We start from the raw sequence: 18,590 nt of genomic DNA on the forward strand, positions 1-18,590 counted from the left end.
TTTCGATAACATTTTCCCGTAGTGGTTTTGGCTAAATAACTTCTGACATATGCGACATACTTACTAGCCAGTCTTCAAGCTGTAGGGTATTCATAACCGTTGCAGTTAACAATAGATTGTTAGCATCAGCCTTTTGCTCTTTAATTGCTTCAAAGGCAACTTTACTTTTAAATTCAGCATTATGACGCTTACGAACTTTTGTCATTAGATAGACCTCTTTTCTAAAGGTTATTCTATCTTATTTACTGAAGTTACGCAGACCAATAGTATTTTGTGGTTCTAAATCACTTAAAAGTACAATATCTTGTGGTCAAAATTTTAAAAAATAGCCTTTTGCGTAACTTCAGTTATTTACTACGATTTTTTGGTCTAGTTTTCTGGGAGTATTATACCTTTTGAAACGCCTGTTTTAAGCATTTTATTTGATGGAATTTCATATGAGAATATTCTATGATTGCCACTGCTACTTAAACGCATAATTGAACCATTATGATTCCAGTACGAGTCAGCAAAGGCATTACATGCAAATAAAACACTCAAACTACAAATTAAAAAATTTTTCATTTTGATATCCATGATTTATAAGCCAAGATTTATTATATTAGCTATATGTTTGTTGTATCAAATTAATCGGAAATTTAATTAAAGATTTAGGATGAATAATGAAAAACTTAAAATCCTTACTCGGTATTATTACTATTTGTTTGGCTGCAAGCATACCAAGTATTGTTTTAATTAAATCATCGCACATTATCTTGGGTGTAAAAAAAGATTAATATTGGATATAAGAGAGGAAAATCGCATGAAATTTGTCGCAAAAACCCTGGTTTTAGCAGCCCTTGCCATTGGTGTTAACCAAATCGCCAATGCTGATATCACTATTTATGCTGCTGCCAGCATGACCAATGCCATTAACGATATCAATAAACTCTATACAGAACAATACAAAACCAAAGTAAAAACCTCTTATGCTGCCTCCTCAACCCTTGCCAAACAAATCGAACAAGGGGCAGGGGCAGATATATTTATCTCAGCAGATACCGCTTGGATGGATTATTTAAGCAAAAAAAATAAAATCATCGGTGGCACTTACAAAAATATTTTAGGCAACCGTTTGGTTTTAATCACACCAAAATCAAAACCTATTACCACACCAATTAGAATGGAAAAATCCTTTAATATGGGTGGAGCATTCACGGGCAAATGGTGTACAGGTAATACCTCAAGTGTACCAGTCGGCAAATATGCGAAACAAGCCATGACCAATCTTGGCTGGTGGGATACGCTCAAACCACGTCTCGTTGAAACCGAAGACGTACGTGCGGCGTTAAACTTTGTTAATCGTGGGGAATGTCAGCTTGGTGTCGTGTATGCAACCGATGCAGCGGTGGCCAAAAATGTACAAATTATTGGTGTGTTCCCACTGACTACGCATACACCGATTGTTTATCCTATTGCTATGGTTAAGAAAAACGCGGAGGCACAGCGCTATTACCAGTTCTTACAATCTGCTCCTGCCAAAGCGATTTATAAAAAATATGGCTTTAATGGGCTGCAATAAGCAATCAAATAACTATGTTAGCCCCCAATTTGACGCCAGAAGAAATTGAAGTGATTAAGCTATCTTGCCAAGTGGCAAGTTTTAGCCTGCTGATTAACCTTGTCCCTGCCATTGGCATGGGGTGGTTGCTCGCTCGTAAGGATTTTTGGGGTAAATCGTTATTTGAAACTTTGGTATTTTTACCGCTTGTATTGCCGCCAGTTGTACCAGGGTATATCTTGCTTGTGCTATTTGGCAATGAAGGCTTAATTGGCAAATACCTAACAAGAATGGGTTTTGAGCTTGCTTTTAACTGGAAAGGTGCGGTCTTGGCATCGGCAGTTATGGGTTTTCCACTCATGGTACAGTCAGTTCGTTTGGCAATTGAGTTGGTCGATAAACGCCTAGAAATAACTGCCATGACACTGGGTGCAAGTCGTTTGCGGACGTTTTTCCAAGTGACCTTACCGCTGTCGGGTGCGGGGATTGTGATCGGGGCTATTTTATCGTTTTGTCGCAGTTTGGGGGAATTTGGGGCGACCATTACTTTTGTCGGTAATATTGAGGGCGAAACTCGGACACTACCGCTTGCTATTTACAGTCTATTACAACAGCCTGATAGTGATTCCCAAATTATGCGCTTGTTGGTCTTATCGGTTGGTATTGCATTTATGGCATTGTGGTTGTCGCAATGGTATGGGCGTTATAGGAAACGCAAACTGGCTTAGCTTTTCACCTTACAATAAATTCTACCTTAAACGAATATTATTATGACAAATATTACCCAACCGCTTGTTTTTGATTGTGATTTTTTACTAAGCTTGGGTAAATTTCAGTTGTTAGCAAACCTACAATCAACCAAGCAAGTTATGGGATTATTTGGTGTGTCGGGTTCGGGTAAAACCAGTATTTTGCACAGTATCGCGGGAATTAATACACCCAAACAGGGTAAAATCATCATCAATGGTCAGACATGGTTTGACAGCCAAAAGAAAATCAATCTATCGACTCAGCAACGACGAGTGGGTTTGGTGTTCCAAGATGCTCAAATTTTTCCCCACAAATCTGTCATGGAAAATTTATTGTTCGGCTATCGTAATATCTCACCAGAAAATCGGCGGTTTCAAATTGATGAAATTATCGACTTGTTAAAACTTGAGCATTTGACTCATCGAATGCCAACCAAGCTATCAGGTGGTGAAAAACAGCGAGTAGCTTTGGGGCGGGCTTTGCTATATTCTCCGCAATTACTGCTTCTTGATGAGCCGTTATCCGCCTTAGATAGTATTCATAAGCAAGAGATTTTGCCGTTTTTTCAACAAATCATCACTACTACGCAAATTCCTATTCTGTATGTTAGCCATGATAAAGACGAAATATCGGCACTGACTGATGAGATTTATTTTTTATAAAGAAAGGTTCGGCACAATGCGCACAGTACGGTCGTTTTATAGACATTTCACCCATTATCAATTTTAAAAATACTCGACTAATTTCCTTAGCGTACTATTTTCTCCGCATTCTGTGCTGATCCCTAATTATGACTAGTATTTTTTTTGATACCTTAGTAAATTGCATTCACCATCAAGGCATGGCAGGGTGGTATTTGCAAGTGGTACAAGATGGTAATTTATCCGTTGGGCTACCAGTCTACTTGGTTGAGCGACCCTATCCATTTGCCGATTTAGCCACACTTTGGCAACTTGCCAATCAAAAACAACCTATCTCGATGGCTATTGTCAATCAATGGACAGCAATTGATTGTCTGGATGTGAATTGGCAAGAAAAATTGTATAAAAAACGTATGAGATAGAGTAATAGTCAAATTGCCTATAGAAAATCTATAGAAAACCTATAGAAAATAAGGAAAACCCAATGAGTAAACCCGAAAAGCCTTTTATAGCACTCAACATTGCTGTCTTGACCGTGTCGGACACTCGCACCCTAGCGCAAGATACCTCAGGTCAATACCTTGTCGATAGTTTGACACAAGCAGGCCATAAGCTTGCTGAGCGTGCTTTGACCACTGATGATATTTATCAAATCCGTGCCAAAGTCAGTCAGTGGATTGCTGACCCAGATGTGCATGCCATCATCACCACAGGCGGTACGGGGTTTTATATTCGTGATCAAATCCCTGAGGCGCTTATGCCTTTATTTGATAAAGACGTACAAGGGTTTGGTGAAATGTTCCGAGCGTTATCCAAAGATGAAATTGGTATGTCGACCCTGCAATCTCGTGCGGTGGCTGGCATGGCCAATAACACCGTGATTTTTTGTTTACCGGGTTCATCAGGGGCATGTCGAACAGGGTGGGAAGGCATTATCAAAGCGCAATTAGATAATCGCACCCGTCCATGCAATTTTGTGCCGCACTTGATGCGTGAAAATCCATCCCATGATTGATTTGGTAGGGATTGTGGTTTTGGCAGGGGGTGAGTCTAGTCGCATGGGTTCGCCCAAAGCATTATTAAAATTACCAAATGGCGAGCGATTAATTGATTTTCATATTCGCCATGCCAAAAATTTGAATGTGCCTGTGATGGTCGCTGACAATGGTAAAAATTTTTACCAAGACAATTTTTACCAAGACAATTTCTTTCAAGATAATTTCTCCCAAGACAATGATGTGACAATCATTGATGATTATGTTCAATCAGATAAAACTGGCAAAGGTGCAGGGGCGTTATCGGCAATCGCGTCTGCAATGCAACATTTAACCGCTCAAGACAGTTATTTATTGGTGGTAAGTTGTGATAGTTTGCTTGGGGCGGATTGGGTATTTGAACGGTTGCAATACTTGGCTTGTGCCGATGTGATGTATGTTAAAGGGGAAAGGGATTATCCCTTGCTAGGGCTATATCGCACGGATTTGTTGCCACAATTAAGGGATTACTTGGACAAAGACAAGCGCTCAGTGATGCAGTTTTTAAACGATAAAGAGCTAAAAACGGTTGCTTTGCTGGACGATTGGGTAAACTTGGCGAATTTTAATACTTTAGATGAATTTAATTTAGCTTTAAAACAATTACCAAAGAGTAATCAATGACCCAAAAATTAACGCATCCAAGCCTTACGCATTTAGACGCAAACGGCGACATTGCCATGGTGGATGTCGCTGACAAAACCATTACCAAACGTACCGCAGCTGCTACTGGCAAAGTGATTTTTCCGCCCGACACTTACCAAGCCATTAAAACCGCAGACGGACAGACACGTAAAGGCTCAATCACTCAGACCGCCCACATTGCAGGGGTCATGGCCGCCAAACGTACCCACGAGCTGATTCCACTTTGCCACCAACTACCGCTAGACGGTGTCAAAATCGGCTTTGAATACGATGACAGCAATCATGCAATCATCGTCACCGCCACCGTCAAAGTCACCCATAAAACAGGCGTGGAAATGGAAGCCCTCACCGCCGTATCAGTGGCCTGTCTCACCATTTATGACATGACCAAGACGTTATCGCATGACATCACCATCAGCGACATCAAGTTATTACAAAAAACAGGGGGCAAATCCGATTATGCCAAGCACTAAGACCTTAGAAATTTTATACTTTGCCAGCCTTGCCGAACAAGCAGGCAAAGATGCAGAAACCATCCGCTTTGATGGCGATACGTTGACTGAGCTTTACCAATATTTACATAACCAATATGGCTTTAACCTTGCCACCAACAAACTTGCGGTGGCCATCAACCATGAAATCACTCACTGGCAATCAACCATTCATGACGGCGATACCGTCGCTTTTGTCCCCCCTGTGGCAGGCGGTTAAATCAATGGCAAATTTACATCAAGGCTCATCCACCATTGCATTAAGCGAAGATGATGCTTATCACTTTGCCATTGCTCAAGGTTTCGCTTTACTTGATAAACCCATTGACGACAAGCGGCTAAAACAAGCCTTAATGAATGATGGTTGTGGTGCGTTAGCAACGTTTGAAGGTTGGGTGCGCAATCATAATAACGCTCGCCCAGTGACCAAGCTGACTTACTATGGTTATGAAAAACTGGCACTCAATGAAGGCAAAAAATTGGTCGAGCAAGCCTATGCCCAGTTTGCTATTGAAAAAATCGTTGCGATTCACCGTATCGGCGACTTAAGTATCGGGGATATGGCGGTATGGATTGGCGCGGTATCGGCGCATCGTTACCCAGCATTTGATGCCTGCCGCTGGCTACTTGATGCCATCAAAGCGGATATTCCTGTCTGGAAGCAAGAGTTTTATGCGAACGGTCGCGAAAGCCTTTGGTTATCTAATAATGGATAAAGTAATAATTAAAAATAAGGACTTGTCGTCATGACCGCTGTCATATGGGGTGTACTATTTTTCATCTCAGCGCTACTTTATTTATCGGTGTTGATGGGCAAGTCCAAAAGTTGTGGCGGGCGTGGCGGCAGCCTTTATTTGGGTCAATTCAATTTCAGGCTTAATTGGCGTATTGTCGACAGGGGCGAAATTACCCAGCGAATTGCCAGTTTGGCTTGGCGTGGTATTGGTCGGAGGATTTATCGGCGCAAGTTACGGTAGTAAACGCCTTACAGACCCAAGTCTTAATCAGCTATTGTCATTGGTGTTATTGCTAGCGGGATTAAAAATGCTGGTTAAGTTTTAGCGTGAGTTAATATTTAAAAGATGTTTAGCTATTAATAAATTTTTGTAGATAAATTACTACAGTTTATGACTTTATATCCTTCAAATGTTTATTTTAAGATAATTTATCTCTCCTCAAATATTTTGGAAAACGCCATGCGATTAATGCAACCCTTCCATACGTTGACGAATCAAATTTTTGACTATGTCAATCTTCCTCATGGTTTGACTCATACCACCGATTTGAACCAAACCGATAATAAACTTGATGCGCTTATTACGCCATCTGGGGGGTGGGGTGCGTTGATAGCCGTGCAAGGTAATATGCGAAAGCAGCAGGCATTGACCCGTGCGCCAATCACATTATTAGACCTAAATCAGCCATTTGGCACTAAGTGCCCAAGTTGTGCATTTCCAAACGGCAAAAAAAAGCCCATTAATTTTTGTGAAAATGGGGCTAAAGCAACGGCATTTGAAACCACCAAAAAAACCGTGACGGCTGATTTTTTTGCCAAATATACCATCACTGAACTGCTCGCGCAAAGTGATTATTTCTTGGAAAACCAAGGACGCTTGACTGAGCCTATGCAGTACAATGCGGCGACTGATAAGTACGAACCCATCGAATGGGAAGCTGCTTATCAGTTGATTGCCAGTCATCTCAATCGATTGGATGACCCGAATGAAGCTGTCTTTTATACCTCTGGTCGAGCCAGTAATGAAGCGTCGTTTTTGTATCAGTTATTTACCAAATGCTATGGCACGAACAATATGCCAGATTGCTCCAATATGTGCCATGAAGCAAGCAGTGTGGGGTTAAAAGATAGTATCGGCTTAGGTAAAGCAACCATCATAATGGATGACTTTGAGCATTGTGACAGCGTGTGGAGTTTCGGGCATAATCCAGGTACCAATCACCCACGTATGCTAGAAACATTGGCAAATGTCGCTGAGCGTGGTGGCAAAATCATTGTGATTAATCCGCTTAAAGAGCGGGGACTTACCCGTTTTCAAGATCCAAAACGCCCAAGCCAAATGCTGACAAATGGTAGCACGCCACTTAGTCACTATTTTTTCCAGCTAAACATTGGCTCAGACTATGCGTTAATGACGGGCATACTCAAGCATTTAGATAATTGGGATCGCGAGGCACGGGATAACGGTAAAGCCGCTATTTTTGATCATGACTTTATTCAAGCCCAGACCGTAGGCTTTGATGAAATGATTGCAGGGGTAAGGGCGACCGATTGGCAAACCATTTATCATATTACAGGGTTAGACGCGCAGCAAATTGAGCAACTAGCCCAGCTTTATCGAGAGAGTAAACGTCCTATTTTAACATGGTGTATGGGCATCACCCAGCATCGTCATGGTACGGACAATGTGCATATATTGGCAAATTTAGCCTTGGTTATGGGGCATATTGGCAAGACAGGGACGGGACTTGCGCCGATTCGTGGGCATAGTAATGTTCAAGGTAACCGTACCATGGGTGTATGGGACAAGCCTTCAGATAAGCTACTTGATCAAATCGACAAAGTTTTTGGCATTAAGTCCCCTAGAGCGCATGGCTATAACGTTGTAGAGACCCTTGAAGCCATGCAACAAGGCAAGGTTAAAGTATTTATGAGCCTAGCGGGCAATTTTGCAGTGGCAACCCCCGATAAAGCACGTACAGAAGCGGGTATTCGCGGCTGTGAGTTAACGGTACAGATACAGACCAAGCTCAATCGTAGCCACTTGATTCATGGTAAAGAAGCCATTATTTTACCTTGTTTAGGACGAACTGAAATTGATAAGCAAGGCGACAATAACCAATACATTAGTATTGAAGATTCCATGTGTAATGTGGTGTTGTCACAAGGAGCGCGTCAGCCTGTTTCACATAAATTGCGCGCTGAAACTGAGATTATCGCAAGTATCGCTGCGGCTACACTTAGGCATAGCCCGATTCGTTGGGCTTGGTATGTAGAAGATTACGACCGAATTCGTAATGACATTGCTAAAGCCATTGAAGGCTTTGATAACTTTAACCAAAAAGTCTATACCAAACAAGGCTTTCATCTACCGCATCCTGCCAACCGTTATGAATGGCAGACCCAATCTGGTAAAGCCACCTTTTTCTTTACACCGTTAACCGAGATTTATGCAGATAAATTGACGGCTCAGCCCGATGATTTATTAACACTAACCAGTATCCGTTCTCATGACCAATTCAATACCACCATTTATGGGTTGGATGACCGCTATCGCAACGTTTTTGACACGCGGCAAGTAATTTTTATGAATGCTGATGATGCTGATAGATTGGATTTAAAAGCAGGTGATAAGGTGACTATCCAAAGTGAATACGGCGATGGTATTGAGCGAAAAGTCACAGGCTTTCAAGTCATTTTGTATGATATCCCTAAAGGCAATCTAGCCATGTACTACCCTGAAGCCAATCCACTAATTGCGATGACAGATTTTGATAAAAAATCAGGCATGCCTGCCTTTAAAACCGTGTCGGTTAGGCTGAAAAAATGTGTTTAATAATCATAGGGTTGCTTAAAAAACCCTATTGATCAATCAGTCGTAATTGAGTCTTTTGAATTTTGCCAACCGCGGTTTTGGGTAATTGCTCAATAAACGTATATTGACGTGGTCGTTTATACCCGGTTAATTGCTCATGACTAAAGGCTTTAAGCTCATCTATCGTCAAACTGTCATCTGATTTGACAATATAGGCTTTAACCGATTGTCCTTGAAGCGCATCTTCAACGCCAATCACGGCACATTCTTGGACTTTCGGGTGATTTAACAGCACCGCTTCAATTTCGGTTGGATAGACATTAAAGCCACTGACGATCAGCATATCTTTTTTGCGATCCATTAATTTGATATGCCCGTTTTGCATCATCATCCCAATGTCGCCTGTCTTTAAATGGCCTTCAGGTAAGAAATAATCGGTGTTGTCAATGTTATGATAACCTATAGTCACATTATCACCTTTGATACAGATTTCACCTACTTCGCCTAACGCCACTTCATTGCCCACATCATCACAGATTTTGATATCGATACTCGGTAAAGGTAGGCCAATATCGCCAGTGTACTCATGATTGGTGAGGGGGTTACACGTGCCTGCACCGATAGTTTCGGACATGCCCCATCCTTCTATTAAGGGGCAGCCTGTAAGCTCAAGCCAAGCCTTGGCCGTGGCGGGGGTGGCTGCCATACCGCCCGCGATTGATAATTTTAGTTGACGGGTATCGACACTTTTAAAATCGGGGTGGTTAACTAATGCCTGAAACAAGGTATTAACCCCAGGAAGAATGTGAAACGGCTTAGCAGATAATATTTTGATAAAACTGGCAATGTCTTTAGGGTTGGTCACCAAGGTCATGCGCATGCCAGATTTCATGCCTAACATGGAAAAGATAAACGCAAAGATATGATATAGCGGCAACGCTAGGATACTATGGAATACTTGTTCGACATTTTTTTGTTGGTTGAGTACCGGCAAAAACCACTGATAGTATTGTTCAACTGCTGTCAAAATATTTCGATGGGTCAGCAAGATGCCTTTGGGTCTGCCAGTGGTGCCGCCGGTGTATTGGATAAAGGCAACATCATCAAGTGATTTGGATGGCTGTTGGTAAGGCATGGATTTAGCGATTTTCATCACTTGACCCAATCGTAATGGCTGATACTTTTGGTCAATTTGGTAAGGCTCTACCATTTTCTTGACATATTTTACAGCGATATCGACTATTTTACCCTTTAATCCTAACAAGTCCCCTAAACGGATAATCACGACTTTTTTCACTGGGGTTTTATCAATGATTTTTTGTAAAGTGTGAGCAAAATTTTCTAAAATAAAAATAACTTCGGTATTGGCATCAATCAACTGAAACTCTAATTCACGAGCTGTATGTAGCGGATTAATCGGCGTCAAAACATACCCTGAGCGAATCGCACCTATCATGACCGGTAAATACGCTTGTACGTTAGGCAGCATGATAGCGACACTGGCATTTGGGCCCAAGGATTGGGATTGTAGCCAGCGGCTGACAAGGCGTGCGACGTTATCCACTTCTTTGTAGCTGATCGCTCGCTCTATATTGCTGGTGAATTCTCGTGAGGCAAAGGCCGTTAAACGATCATCAAAAAATTCTATTAACGATTGATCTGTTAAAGCGGGAATGTGTGCGGCGGTGGCAGGGTCATAAAATTTTGTCCAAAAATTTTCCATGTTGTTATCCTTTTTCTGTCCTTAGAAAATAGGCTAATAGGCCCTTGAAAGGTTTTTTTCATGGGCCTATTAGGGTGCGCGTATTGCCGCGCTTTTTGATTGCTATCAATTACTGTGCCTTGAGTTGATAGTGACGCAAATGAATAGCCTAGTTGCAGTCATTATCACACCAAGGCTTAACATTACCATACTCATCTTGATTAGCAAATAGTTCATGACAGGCGGCTTCTGCCAAGGTTAAAATAGGTGTCACACACACATCAAATTGGGTAAAGTAATCCTGCCAGTGGCTAAGTGGCCGCGATGCAAATTTTTTAGCAATCGCTTGGGCAGCGGCTTGGCTCTGCGGATGAGTAGGCAGTACGCCCATTTGCCAATGGCTAGCCGCATGTTCATTAACGTCTAACGCTTGACACAAGCCTTGCCAAAACTTTAGCTCAAGCGAGCCGACTGCCATATAACGACCGTCTTGTGTCTGATATAGCCGGTAACATGGCAGCACGCCGCCTAAAAAATCCTGCTCAGGCGTCGGTGTTACCTGTGTTAATGCTTTGACAAATTTCCCCGTCGCTTTTGGCATCACCAAATGGTTGTATAAACTATGGGTCATGCTGATGATGATATGGCGACCTTTGCCAGTTAGCTTGGCATTGACAACGGCCGCTAATAAAGCGATGACCGCCGTGTCACTCCCGCCAGCCAAGTCGGCAAATTGAACATTGGGCATGGCTTGTTCACCCGATGCGGTTTTGAGTTGGTCAAGCACGCCACTCATTGCCATAAAGTTGATATCGTGCCCGGCTTTATCCGCCCAGTTGGGCGTCGTACCATAGCTAGTGATGGAAACAATCACCAGCTTTGGGTTGTCCGCAAGCAGTGCCTGTGGCGAAAGTCCCATGCCTTCTAATACGTTGGGGCGGAAACTATCAATCATCACATCAGCAGTGGCAATTTCGCTTTTAAGCTTAGCAATATCATCGGGGTGTTTGAAGTCCATTTTGTGACAAGCTTTGCCATGATTTAAAGCATCAAACAAATTGCCTAATGCCCGTGCAGGGTCACCTGACTTGGGTTCATACTTGATCACATCTGCCCCCAAATCAGCGAGCAGTCTTGTGGCAAATGGACCCGGCAAGTTGCGTGATAAGTCAATAACTTTTAGCCCTGTTAAGCAGTCAGCTATACCCAGTGCAGCTATGGCGTCATTCATTAACAAACTCCTTATGCGCCTTTGCCATAGCTACTAAAACTTGGGCAGGGGCAAAGCGCTCGCCATAACGCTCGGCAAGTTGTTGACTGCGTGCGACAAAATTATCAACGCCATAGGCATTAATAAACTGCAAGGTACCCCCATGATGCGGGGCAAATCCCCAGCCAAAGATAGAACCGATATTGGCATCTGCGATTGAATTAATCACGTTTTCTTCATAACAACGAGCGGTTTCATTGGCTTGGATAAACATAAAGCGGTCAATAAGCTCTTGCTGAGTAGGCTGCGTGTCTGCGACAGGGAATAAGTTTGATAGCCCGGGCCACAGTTGTTTTTCACCTCCCTCTGGGTAGTCATAAAACCCTTTGCCGACTTTTTTACCCAAACGCCCGTGGGTTTTGCCCATCAGTTCGACCACGTTATCGGCGGGGTGATGCGGCATTTCTTTGCCTTCTTTTTGTAAGTCTTTTTTGGTTTGCTCATTAATATGCAGCATCAGACCTAAAGACACCTCGTCTTGCAGTGCCAGCGGTCCGACTGGCATACCCGATTTGATACCAGCTACCTCAATCAATTGGGGATGGACGCCCTCAGAGAGCATGGCAGACCCTTCGGTGATATAGGTGGCAAACACACGAGACGTATAAAAACCACGGCTATCATTGACCACAATCGGCGTTTTACCAATTTGTAATACATAGTCAAAGGCTTTGGCTAACGTAGTTTCATCGGTTTGCTCGCCCATAATGATTTCAACAAGCGGCATTTTATCGACAGGTGAGAAAAAGTGTAAGCCGATAAATTGCTTAGGACGGCCACTCGCTTTGGCTAAACCGGTAATTGGCAAGGTTGAGGTATTTGACGCAAAAATCGCATCGCTAGCGGTGACTGCTTCTGTTTGCTGGGTACACTTGGCTTTAATATCACGGTCTTCAAACACCGCTTCAATCACCAAGTCACAATCCGCTAAATCTGCATAATCTGTGGTGGTTTGAATTTTATCCAGTAACGATTGTTTTTTGCTATCATTGCTTCTGCCTTTGGCAATCGCTTTATCCAGCAAGTTTTCTGAATACGTTTTGCCTTTATCCGCATTTTCAATCGTGGTATCGAGCAATACCACGTCAATGCCTGCCTTAGCAGAGACATAGGCAATACCTGCACCCATCATCCCTGCGCCCAACACACCGACTTTTTTGGTTTGGTATGGCGGGATAGATTTTGGACGAGATTGGCCCTTGTTGATGCTGTTGAGTTGGTGCCAAAGCGTACCAATCAGGTTTTTTGACACTTGTGACATGGCACAGGCGGCAAAATAGCGAGACTCAAGTTGCAGGCCTGTATCGATATCCACTAAGCTACCTTCAAACACACAGGATAAAATGTGGGTAATGGCAGGGTAGTTGCCATGCGATTTTTGATTCGCCATCGCAGGGGCAATGCTCAGTATTTGGGCATTTTGCGGGGTTAAGGCATTGCCTTGAGGGATTTTAAAGCCTTTAGCATCCCAAGGCTGCTGAGCGGTTGGATGCTCATGAATCCACTGTTTGGCTTGTTCAATCAGTGACGTTTTATCAGTAACTACCGCATCGATAATGCCAAGCTGATGAGCGGCGTGGGTGGTAAGCTTAGTGCCTTGGGTCATCAGTTCTATAGCTTTTTGCATACCGACAAGACGCATTAAACGCTGCGTACCACCGCCCCCAGGTAACAAGCCCAATTTGACTTCAGGCAGGCCATATTTGGCATTCGGTTGGTCAACGGCAATGCGATAATGACAGCCCAACGCCACTTCAAGCCCGCCACCTAAGGCAGTGCCTGTTAATGCAGCGACGACAGGTTTACCGCAGGTTTCAAGGTTGCGTAACACCTTTTTGAAATGTTCCACAAAATCAAAAGCTTGCTTGGGGGATTGGATATTGGCAAATTGGTCGATATCGGCACCCACGATAAAGCTATCTTTATCGCTGGTGATGATAAGCCCTTTGCTGTCTTTGTCTTCAATAAAACTTTGAGCGATTTTTTCTAAATCATTGCTAAAATGCTCATTAAGCACATTCATTTTGCGAGATTGTTGAATGGTCAAAATGACAATATTATCGTCGTCAGTGGCAGAAAAATTGGCCAATTGATTCGCCGCTTGGCTGGTAAGACTGGTCATAGAAACATCCTTTTTTCTTCAGTTTTTTAATTCAATTAAATAGGCGACTTAAACACGTTCAATAATCGTGGCAATACCCATACCGCCACCGACACATAAGGTCGCAAGTCCAGTGGTCAAATCACGACGCTCCAATTCATCTAACAAAGTGTTAATCAAAATTGCTCCTGTTGCGCCTAATGGATGTCCCATAGCAATCGCACCACCGTTGACATTCACGATATCCATATTAAGCCCTAAATCTTTTGCCGTTTTCATTGGCACCGCTGCAAACGCTTCGTTAATTTCCCATAGGTCAATATCAGACACCTGCATATTCGCCCGGGCTAAGGCTTTTCTTGCGGCCAGTGTCGGACCTGTTAGCATAATCGTCGGTTCTGACCCCACCACTGCCGCCATCGTGACTTTGGCACGGGGTTTTAAATTCGCCGCTTGTCCCGCTGATTGACTACCAAGCAGACATAACGCGGCCCCGTCAACGATACCTGATGAGTTACCGGCATGGTGCACATGGTTAATTTTTTCAATCGTGGCATACTTATCTAAGACCACTTTATCAAAGCCCATTTTTCCTGGCATGGCAAACGAGGGCTTTAATTCTGCCAAGCGTTCAACGCTGGTATCAGCGCGAATGGTTTCGTCATGGTCTAAAATCATCAGACCATTGATATCTTTAACAGGAATAATTGATTTAGCAAAATACCCTTGCTCAGAAGCCTGCTGGGCTCTGCGATGAGACTCGGTGGCATAGGCATCAACATCACTGCGACTAAAGCCTTCTAAGGTCGCAATCGTATCAGCACCGATGCCTTGTGGGGCAAAGCCGGTGGCGGTATTGACGCGTGGGTCCATGTACCAAGCCCCGCCGTCTAACCCCATTTTGACACGGCTCATAGACTCCACGCCACCTGCCACCACCATATCTTCCATGCCCGACATGATTTTGCTTGCGGCTAAATTAATCGACTCTAACCCTGATGCACAAAACCGTGATAGGGTAACGCCTGCCACCGATTCTGCCCAACCGGCATCAATTACCGCAATTCGGGCGATATCCGAGCCTTGCTCACCAACAGGGGTGACACAACCTAGTACCACATCATCCACCAACTGCGTGTCCAACTGATTGCGCGACTGTAAATTTGTCAGCAGTTCTCTGATTAACCAAATTGGAGCGACTTGGTGCAAGCTGCCATCGGATTTGCCTTTGCCACGCGGCGTGCGGATAGCATCATAAATATAAGCGGTATTACTCATTTGATTTTCCTTAATCATGATTAAAATTTGTCAATTGCTAATGGCTAATCCTAATATCTGATACTAATATCTAGGCTAGCTAAAAATTGGCGCAGCCATATAAAACGATGAGTTACATAAAACGAGACGCCAACTCTTTCATGATTTCATTGGTACCGCCATAGATTTTTTGCACTCGGGCATCAGCATATAATCGGGCAATCGGATACTCCAGCATATAACCATAGCCACCAAATAGCTGTAAGCATTCATCCGTGACTTTGGCTTGTTTATCCGTGGTAAAGGCTTTTAATAGAGCGGCATGTTGTACGGTCAGTTTTTTGTTAAGATGGGCCTCGAGTGCCGCATCACACATCGCCCTGACGGCAAGGTAGTCCGCATTACATTCGGCAAGTTTAAATCGGGTATTTTGAAATGACCACACAGGCTTGTTAAAGGCGTGGCGTTCTTTGGTATATTCGATGGTAAGCTCAATCGATTTCTTAATCGCCCCCGCCGCCGCCAAAGCAATGATTAAGCGTTCTTGTGGCAACTCTTGCATCAACTGAATAAAGCCCATGCCTTCAACACTGCCCAATAAGTTTTTTTGTGGGACACGCACATTATTGAAGAACAACTCTGAGGTATCTTGTGACGATAAACCGATTTTCTCTAAGTTGCGACCCCGCTCAAAGCCTGCTAATCCATCGGTTTCTAACACCAAGAGAGATACCCCTTGAGCGCCTTTTTCACGGTCGGTTTTACAAGCGACGATAATTAGGTTGGCTAACTGGCCATTGGTGATAAAAGTTTTAGAACCATTTAAAATGTAGTCATCACCGTCTTTAACGGCATAGGTTTTGATAGCTTGCAAATCTGACCCCGTCCCTGGCTCGGTCATCGCAATTGCACCAACCAATTCGCCCGTTGCCATTTTTGGTAACCAACGCTGTTTTTGCTGTTCACTGCCATGATGCAAGATATAAGGTGCCACAATACCTGAATGCAAAAAGCCACCAAATCCGCTCAAGGCCGCATCGGCTTGGGCATAAATCAATGCCGCTTCATGACGAAAGTCGCCACCGGCACCGCCATACTCTTCAGGCATCGATGCACATAAAAAGCCCATCGAGCCTGCTTCAAGCCATGCTTCTTTATCCATCATGCCGTTTTTTCGCCACTCGATGTCTTTATCGATCCAAGTTTGAAAAAACTTCTTGGCAGTATCTTCTAGCATGGCGACTTCTTCGTTCATCCAGCTTGATTCAAAATGGTTGATCATCCTTGATTCCTTGTTGGTTATTGAGAGATTAATTGAACCGTTGTGATAGTAATATTAATTACTACCTTAAAAATTTGTTTGGGTATTTATAACCAAATATGTTAAATTAAAATTTTAATGGTAATTTATATTACCGTTATTATTTTAACTAAAAATGCTTTAAAAGCAGATAATACGGCTAATATCTGTTTTTATAATAACAAAGATAAAAAATGAGAACAATATTATCTATAGATATGGTAATATATATTACTATTTTTTAAATATTTGAATAGAGGATGTTATGTCTGCGTTGAAAAAGCCAATGAGGCTTGGACGTCCTAGTAATACAATGGGTGATTTAACCTTACTTGCGCAGATACGACCTGCAACCTTAGATAAAATCGAAAAAAGTGTGATTACGCTGTATGCCAGTGGTGAGAGTGAGGCAGCTGCGGATAGTGTGACTATGCAGTCAATTGCAAAACACGCGAACGTGTCACTGCAGACCTTGTATAAATATTTTGGCGATAAAAACACGCTGATTTATGTGATTCTAGATCGAGTGCTTAGTCGCCTAGCCGCTCGAATGATTGACCATTTGAGCGGTATTGATAGTGTCAAAGACCGGCTGCGTAAGACGCTATGGGTGATGTTTGATTTTGTTGACCACAATCCTGATGCGGTATTGTTTTTTTCTACAGCGATTCCTGTCTCCCACTATCAACATATTGCCATTTATGAAAACAAGGATTTGATGGAAGCTTTTTTGCAAGTGTTGTCGGATGGGCAGCAGCGTGGGGAGCTTAATCAAAATGTTTCGCTTAAAACCTTATTAGATGTGTTTATGGGATTTATCACCCGATTGGGGCTGATGCACGTGTTAAGACACGCTGCCAAACCGATGACGGCTGACTTTGACCCTTTGTTTGATATCCTATGGCAGGCTATTTCACGGCATGACTGAGAGAATAACGCATTTTACAAATACACGAACAACAATCTAGGAATGTTTGTCCGCTATTATTACCCCGAATAAATGAACGGTCCAGCACTGGCTGTAGCGATTGCGCCCTATGTTTTTCTCTACGCAGAATAGCATTTATCTGTCCATACACCCTTCCGCTATCAATAAACAAAAATTAAAGCGGTTAGCAAATTCCTCTATATTCTTATCAATTATAATTATTAAGCTTTGTTATTATTCTGTGGAATAATAGCGCCATTCGATGATGTTTGATAGCGCTTGATAGCATTTCATCTCGAAAAAAATGAAAAATTTTGAGGATAAGGACAAATTGTCCTAAATATTGCATAAGGTATTGTAATGAAAAAAGTTTCTGCTCTACTTATTTCGGGGTTTAGTATTAGCTTGCTATTAGCAGGTTGCCAGCAAAATTCCTCCAAATCTGCCAATGCGGCAACCACCAATGAAGCACACACCAATGACGCTAAGAGCGGTGATTCAAAACCACTTGAAGAAGTGCGTATCGGATTACAAAGTTCAGGGGCGTTGGTGTATTTGCGTGAAAGTAAGCTGCTTGAAAAGTCGCTCGAAAAATCCGGCATTAAAGTCAATTGGGTGCAGTTTCAATCGGGACCACCGATGCTAGAAGCGCTAAATACCAACAATATTGACTTTGGCACCACAGGCGACACGCCACCCATTTTTGCCCAAGCTGCGGGTAGTAATTTGGTGTATGTTGCCTATGAAAAACCTTCACCACAATCTGAAGCCGTCATTGTCCCGGCTAATTCAACCTTAAAGTCAGTGGCTGAATTAAAAGGTAAATCTGTGGCGGTGACTAAAGGCTCTAGTGCTAACTATACGTTACTAAAAGCATTGGAACGTGACAAATTGAGTTTTGCTGACATAGATGTCAAGTATTTACAGCCATCTGATGCCCGTGCTGCCTTTGAATCAGGGAAACTGGATGCTTGGACCGTTTGGGAGCCTTATCTGTCGAGTGCCAAAATTGAGCTAAAAGCGCGAGTTTTGACCGACGCTACAGGTCTTAAGCCGAATAATACATCGTTTTATTTGGCATCAACGGATTTTGCTCAAAAACACCCCGATGTGGTTAAAGACATTGTCAAAGCCATTGATGAAGCGGATAAAGCCATTACCGCTGACCCGGTAGCTTTTAGCAAAATGATCCAAAAAGTCACCAATCTAAAACCTGATGTGGCATTAGCCTCGGTGAAATCAAGAAATTATGGTGTCAACTATATCACCGATGACATCATTCAAGCGCAGCAGCAAGAAGCGGATACTTTTTATAAAAATAAATTGCTGCCAAAACAAATACAGGTAAAAGATATTGTCTGGTATCCACCCAAGTAAACC

At 42.9% G+C, this 18,590-nt stretch carries 19 protein-coding genes; 13 read left to right on the forward strand and 6 right to left on the reverse strand.

From position 1 onward, the window contains the following. Window positions 1-31 precede the first annotated feature (31 nt). The gene (locus RTL34_RS07395) at window positions 32-205 is read right to left on the reverse strand and encodes a hypothetical protein (protein ID WP_203172649.1); all 174 of its coding nucleotides are present in this window, start codon (window positions 203-205) and stop codon (window positions 32-34) included. Between the two features lie 597 nt (window positions 206-802). Between RTL34_RS07395 and modA the strand changes: the two genes are divergently transcribed. From modA to RTL34_RS07450, 11 genes are all read left to right on the forward strand, one after another. Continuing rightward, the gene (gene modA, locus RTL34_RS07400; RefSeq protein ID WP_203172324.1) at window positions 803-1,561 is read left to right on the forward strand and encodes a molybdate ABC transporter substrate-binding protein; all 759 of its coding nucleotides are present in this window, start codon (window positions 803-805) and stop codon (window positions 1,559-1,561) included. 14 nt (window positions 1,562-1,575) lie between these two features. Next, window positions 1,576-2,268, forward strand: a complete 693-nt coding sequence (gene modB / locus RTL34_RS07405) for a molybdate ABC transporter permease subunit (protein ID WP_099808700.1) — start codon at window positions 1,576-1,578, stop codon at window positions 2,266-2,268. A gap of 42 nt (window positions 2,269-2,310) precedes the next feature. Beyond that, window positions 2,311-2,952, forward strand: a complete 642-nt coding sequence (locus RTL34_RS07410) for an ATP-binding cassette domain-containing protein (protein WP_203172323.1) — start codon at window positions 2,311-2,313, stop codon at window positions 2,950-2,952. A gap of 128 nt (window positions 2,953-3,080) precedes the next feature. After that, window positions 3,081-3,353 carry an MOSC domain-containing protein gene (locus tag RTL34_RS07415; RefSeq protein WP_203172322.1) on the forward strand — a complete coding sequence of 91 codons (273 nt, stop codon included), beginning with the start codon at window positions 3,081-3,083 and terminating at the stop codon, window positions 3,351-3,353. A gap of 62 nt (window positions 3,354-3,415) precedes the next feature. Beyond that, window positions 3,416-3,946, forward strand: a complete 531-nt coding sequence (moaB, locus tag RTL34_RS07420; protein ID WP_203172321.1) for a molybdenum cofactor biosynthesis protein B — start codon at window positions 3,416-3,418, stop codon at window positions 3,944-3,946. Further along, the gene (mobA, locus tag RTL34_RS07425; RefSeq protein ID WP_203172320.1) at window positions 3,939-4,589 is read left to right on the forward strand and encodes a molybdenum cofactor guanylyltransferase; all 651 of its coding nucleotides are present in this window, start codon (window positions 3,939-3,941) and stop codon (window positions 4,587-4,589) included. The genes moaB and mobA overlap by 8 nt, the downstream gene beginning before the upstream one ends. Further along, the gene (moaC, locus tag RTL34_RS07430; RefSeq protein ID WP_312115850.1) at window positions 4,586-5,083 is read left to right on the forward strand and encodes a cyclic pyranopterin monophosphate synthase MoaC; all 498 of its coding nucleotides are present in this window, start codon (window positions 4,586-4,588) and stop codon (window positions 5,081-5,083) included. The genes mobA and moaC overlap by 4 nt, the downstream gene beginning before the upstream one ends. Beyond that, a complete protein-coding gene (gene moaD, locus RTL34_RS07435; RefSeq protein ID WP_203172318.1) occupies window positions 5,070-5,321 on the forward strand; it encodes a molybdopterin converting factor subunit 1 in 252 nt (83 codons plus the stop codon). The genes moaC and moaD overlap by 14 nt, the downstream gene beginning before the upstream one ends. A gap of 4 nt (window positions 5,322-5,325) precedes the next feature. Then, window positions 5,326-5,817, forward strand: coding sequence for a molybdenum cofactor biosynthesis protein MoaE (locus tag RTL34_RS07440; RefSeq protein WP_203172317.1), 492 nt, complete (start codon window positions 5,326-5,328; stop codon window positions 5,815-5,817). A 112-nt stretch (window positions 5,818-5,929) separates the two neighbouring features. Next, window positions 5,930-6,163, forward strand: coding sequence for a hypothetical protein (locus tag RTL34_RS07445; protein WP_312115853.1), 234 nt, complete (start codon window positions 5,930-5,932; stop codon window positions 6,161-6,163). Window positions 6,164-6,297: 134 nt separating this feature from the next. Next, window positions 6,298-8,673 (forward strand): FdhF/YdeP family oxidoreductase, encoded by a 2,376-nt coding sequence (locus RTL34_RS07450; protein ID WP_312115855.1) that lies wholly within the window; start codon window positions 6,298-6,300, stop codon window positions 8,671-8,673. 25 nt (window positions 8,674-8,698) lie between these two features. On the opposite strand, the gene RTL34_RS07455 is transcribed toward RTL34_RS07450, so the two are convergent. From RTL34_RS07455 to RTL34_RS07475, 5 genes are all read right to left on the reverse strand, one after another. Further along, entirely contained in the window at window positions 8,699-10,375 is a 1,677-nt protein-coding gene (locus RTL34_RS07455; protein WP_312115856.1) for an AMP-binding protein, read from the reverse strand. A 148-nt stretch (window positions 10,376-10,523) separates the two neighbouring features. Beyond that, window positions 10,524-11,585 (reverse strand): CaiB/BaiF CoA transferase family protein, encoded by a 1,062-nt coding sequence (locus RTL34_RS07460; RefSeq protein WP_312115858.1) that lies wholly within the window; start codon window positions 11,583-11,585, stop codon window positions 10,524-10,526. Further along, window positions 11,578-13,746, reverse strand: coding sequence for a 3-hydroxyacyl-CoA dehydrogenase NAD-binding domain-containing protein (locus RTL34_RS07465; protein WP_312115859.1), 2,169 nt, complete (start codon window positions 13,744-13,746; stop codon window positions 11,578-11,580). The genes RTL34_RS07460 and RTL34_RS07465 overlap by 8 nt, the downstream gene beginning before the upstream one ends. Window positions 13,747-13,794: 48 nt before the next feature. Further along, complete coding sequence (locus RTL34_RS07470; RefSeq protein WP_007117086.1) at window positions 13,795-15,003, reverse strand: acetyl-CoA C-acetyltransferase; 1,209 nt, start codon at window positions 15,001-15,003, stop codon at window positions 13,795-13,797. A 112-nt stretch (window positions 15,004-15,115) separates the two neighbouring features. After that, window positions 15,116-16,264, reverse strand: coding sequence for an acyl-CoA dehydrogenase family protein (locus RTL34_RS07475; protein WP_050324617.1), 1,149 nt, complete (start codon window positions 16,262-16,264; stop codon window positions 15,116-15,118). 283 nt (window positions 16,265-16,547) lie between these two features. Between RTL34_RS07475 and RTL34_RS07480 the strand changes: the two genes are divergently transcribed. Next, window positions 16,548-17,210, forward strand: coding sequence for a TetR/AcrR family transcriptional regulator (locus RTL34_RS07480; protein ID WP_312115862.1), 663 nt, complete (start codon window positions 16,548-16,550; stop codon window positions 17,208-17,210). A 360-nt stretch (window positions 17,211-17,570) separates the two neighbouring features. After that, entirely contained in the window at window positions 17,571-18,587 is a 1,017-nt protein-coding gene (locus RTL34_RS07485; RefSeq protein WP_312115863.1) for an aliphatic sulfonate ABC transporter substrate-binding protein, read from the forward strand. The last annotated feature ends 3 nt before the right edge of the window (window positions 18,588-18,590 follow it).

It is taken from the genome of Moraxella sp. CTOTU47915 (assembly GCF_031986685.1).
Taxonomy (GTDB): domain Bacteria; phylum Pseudomonadota; class Gammaproteobacteria; order Pseudomonadales; family Moraxellaceae; genus Faucicola; species Faucicola tetraodonis.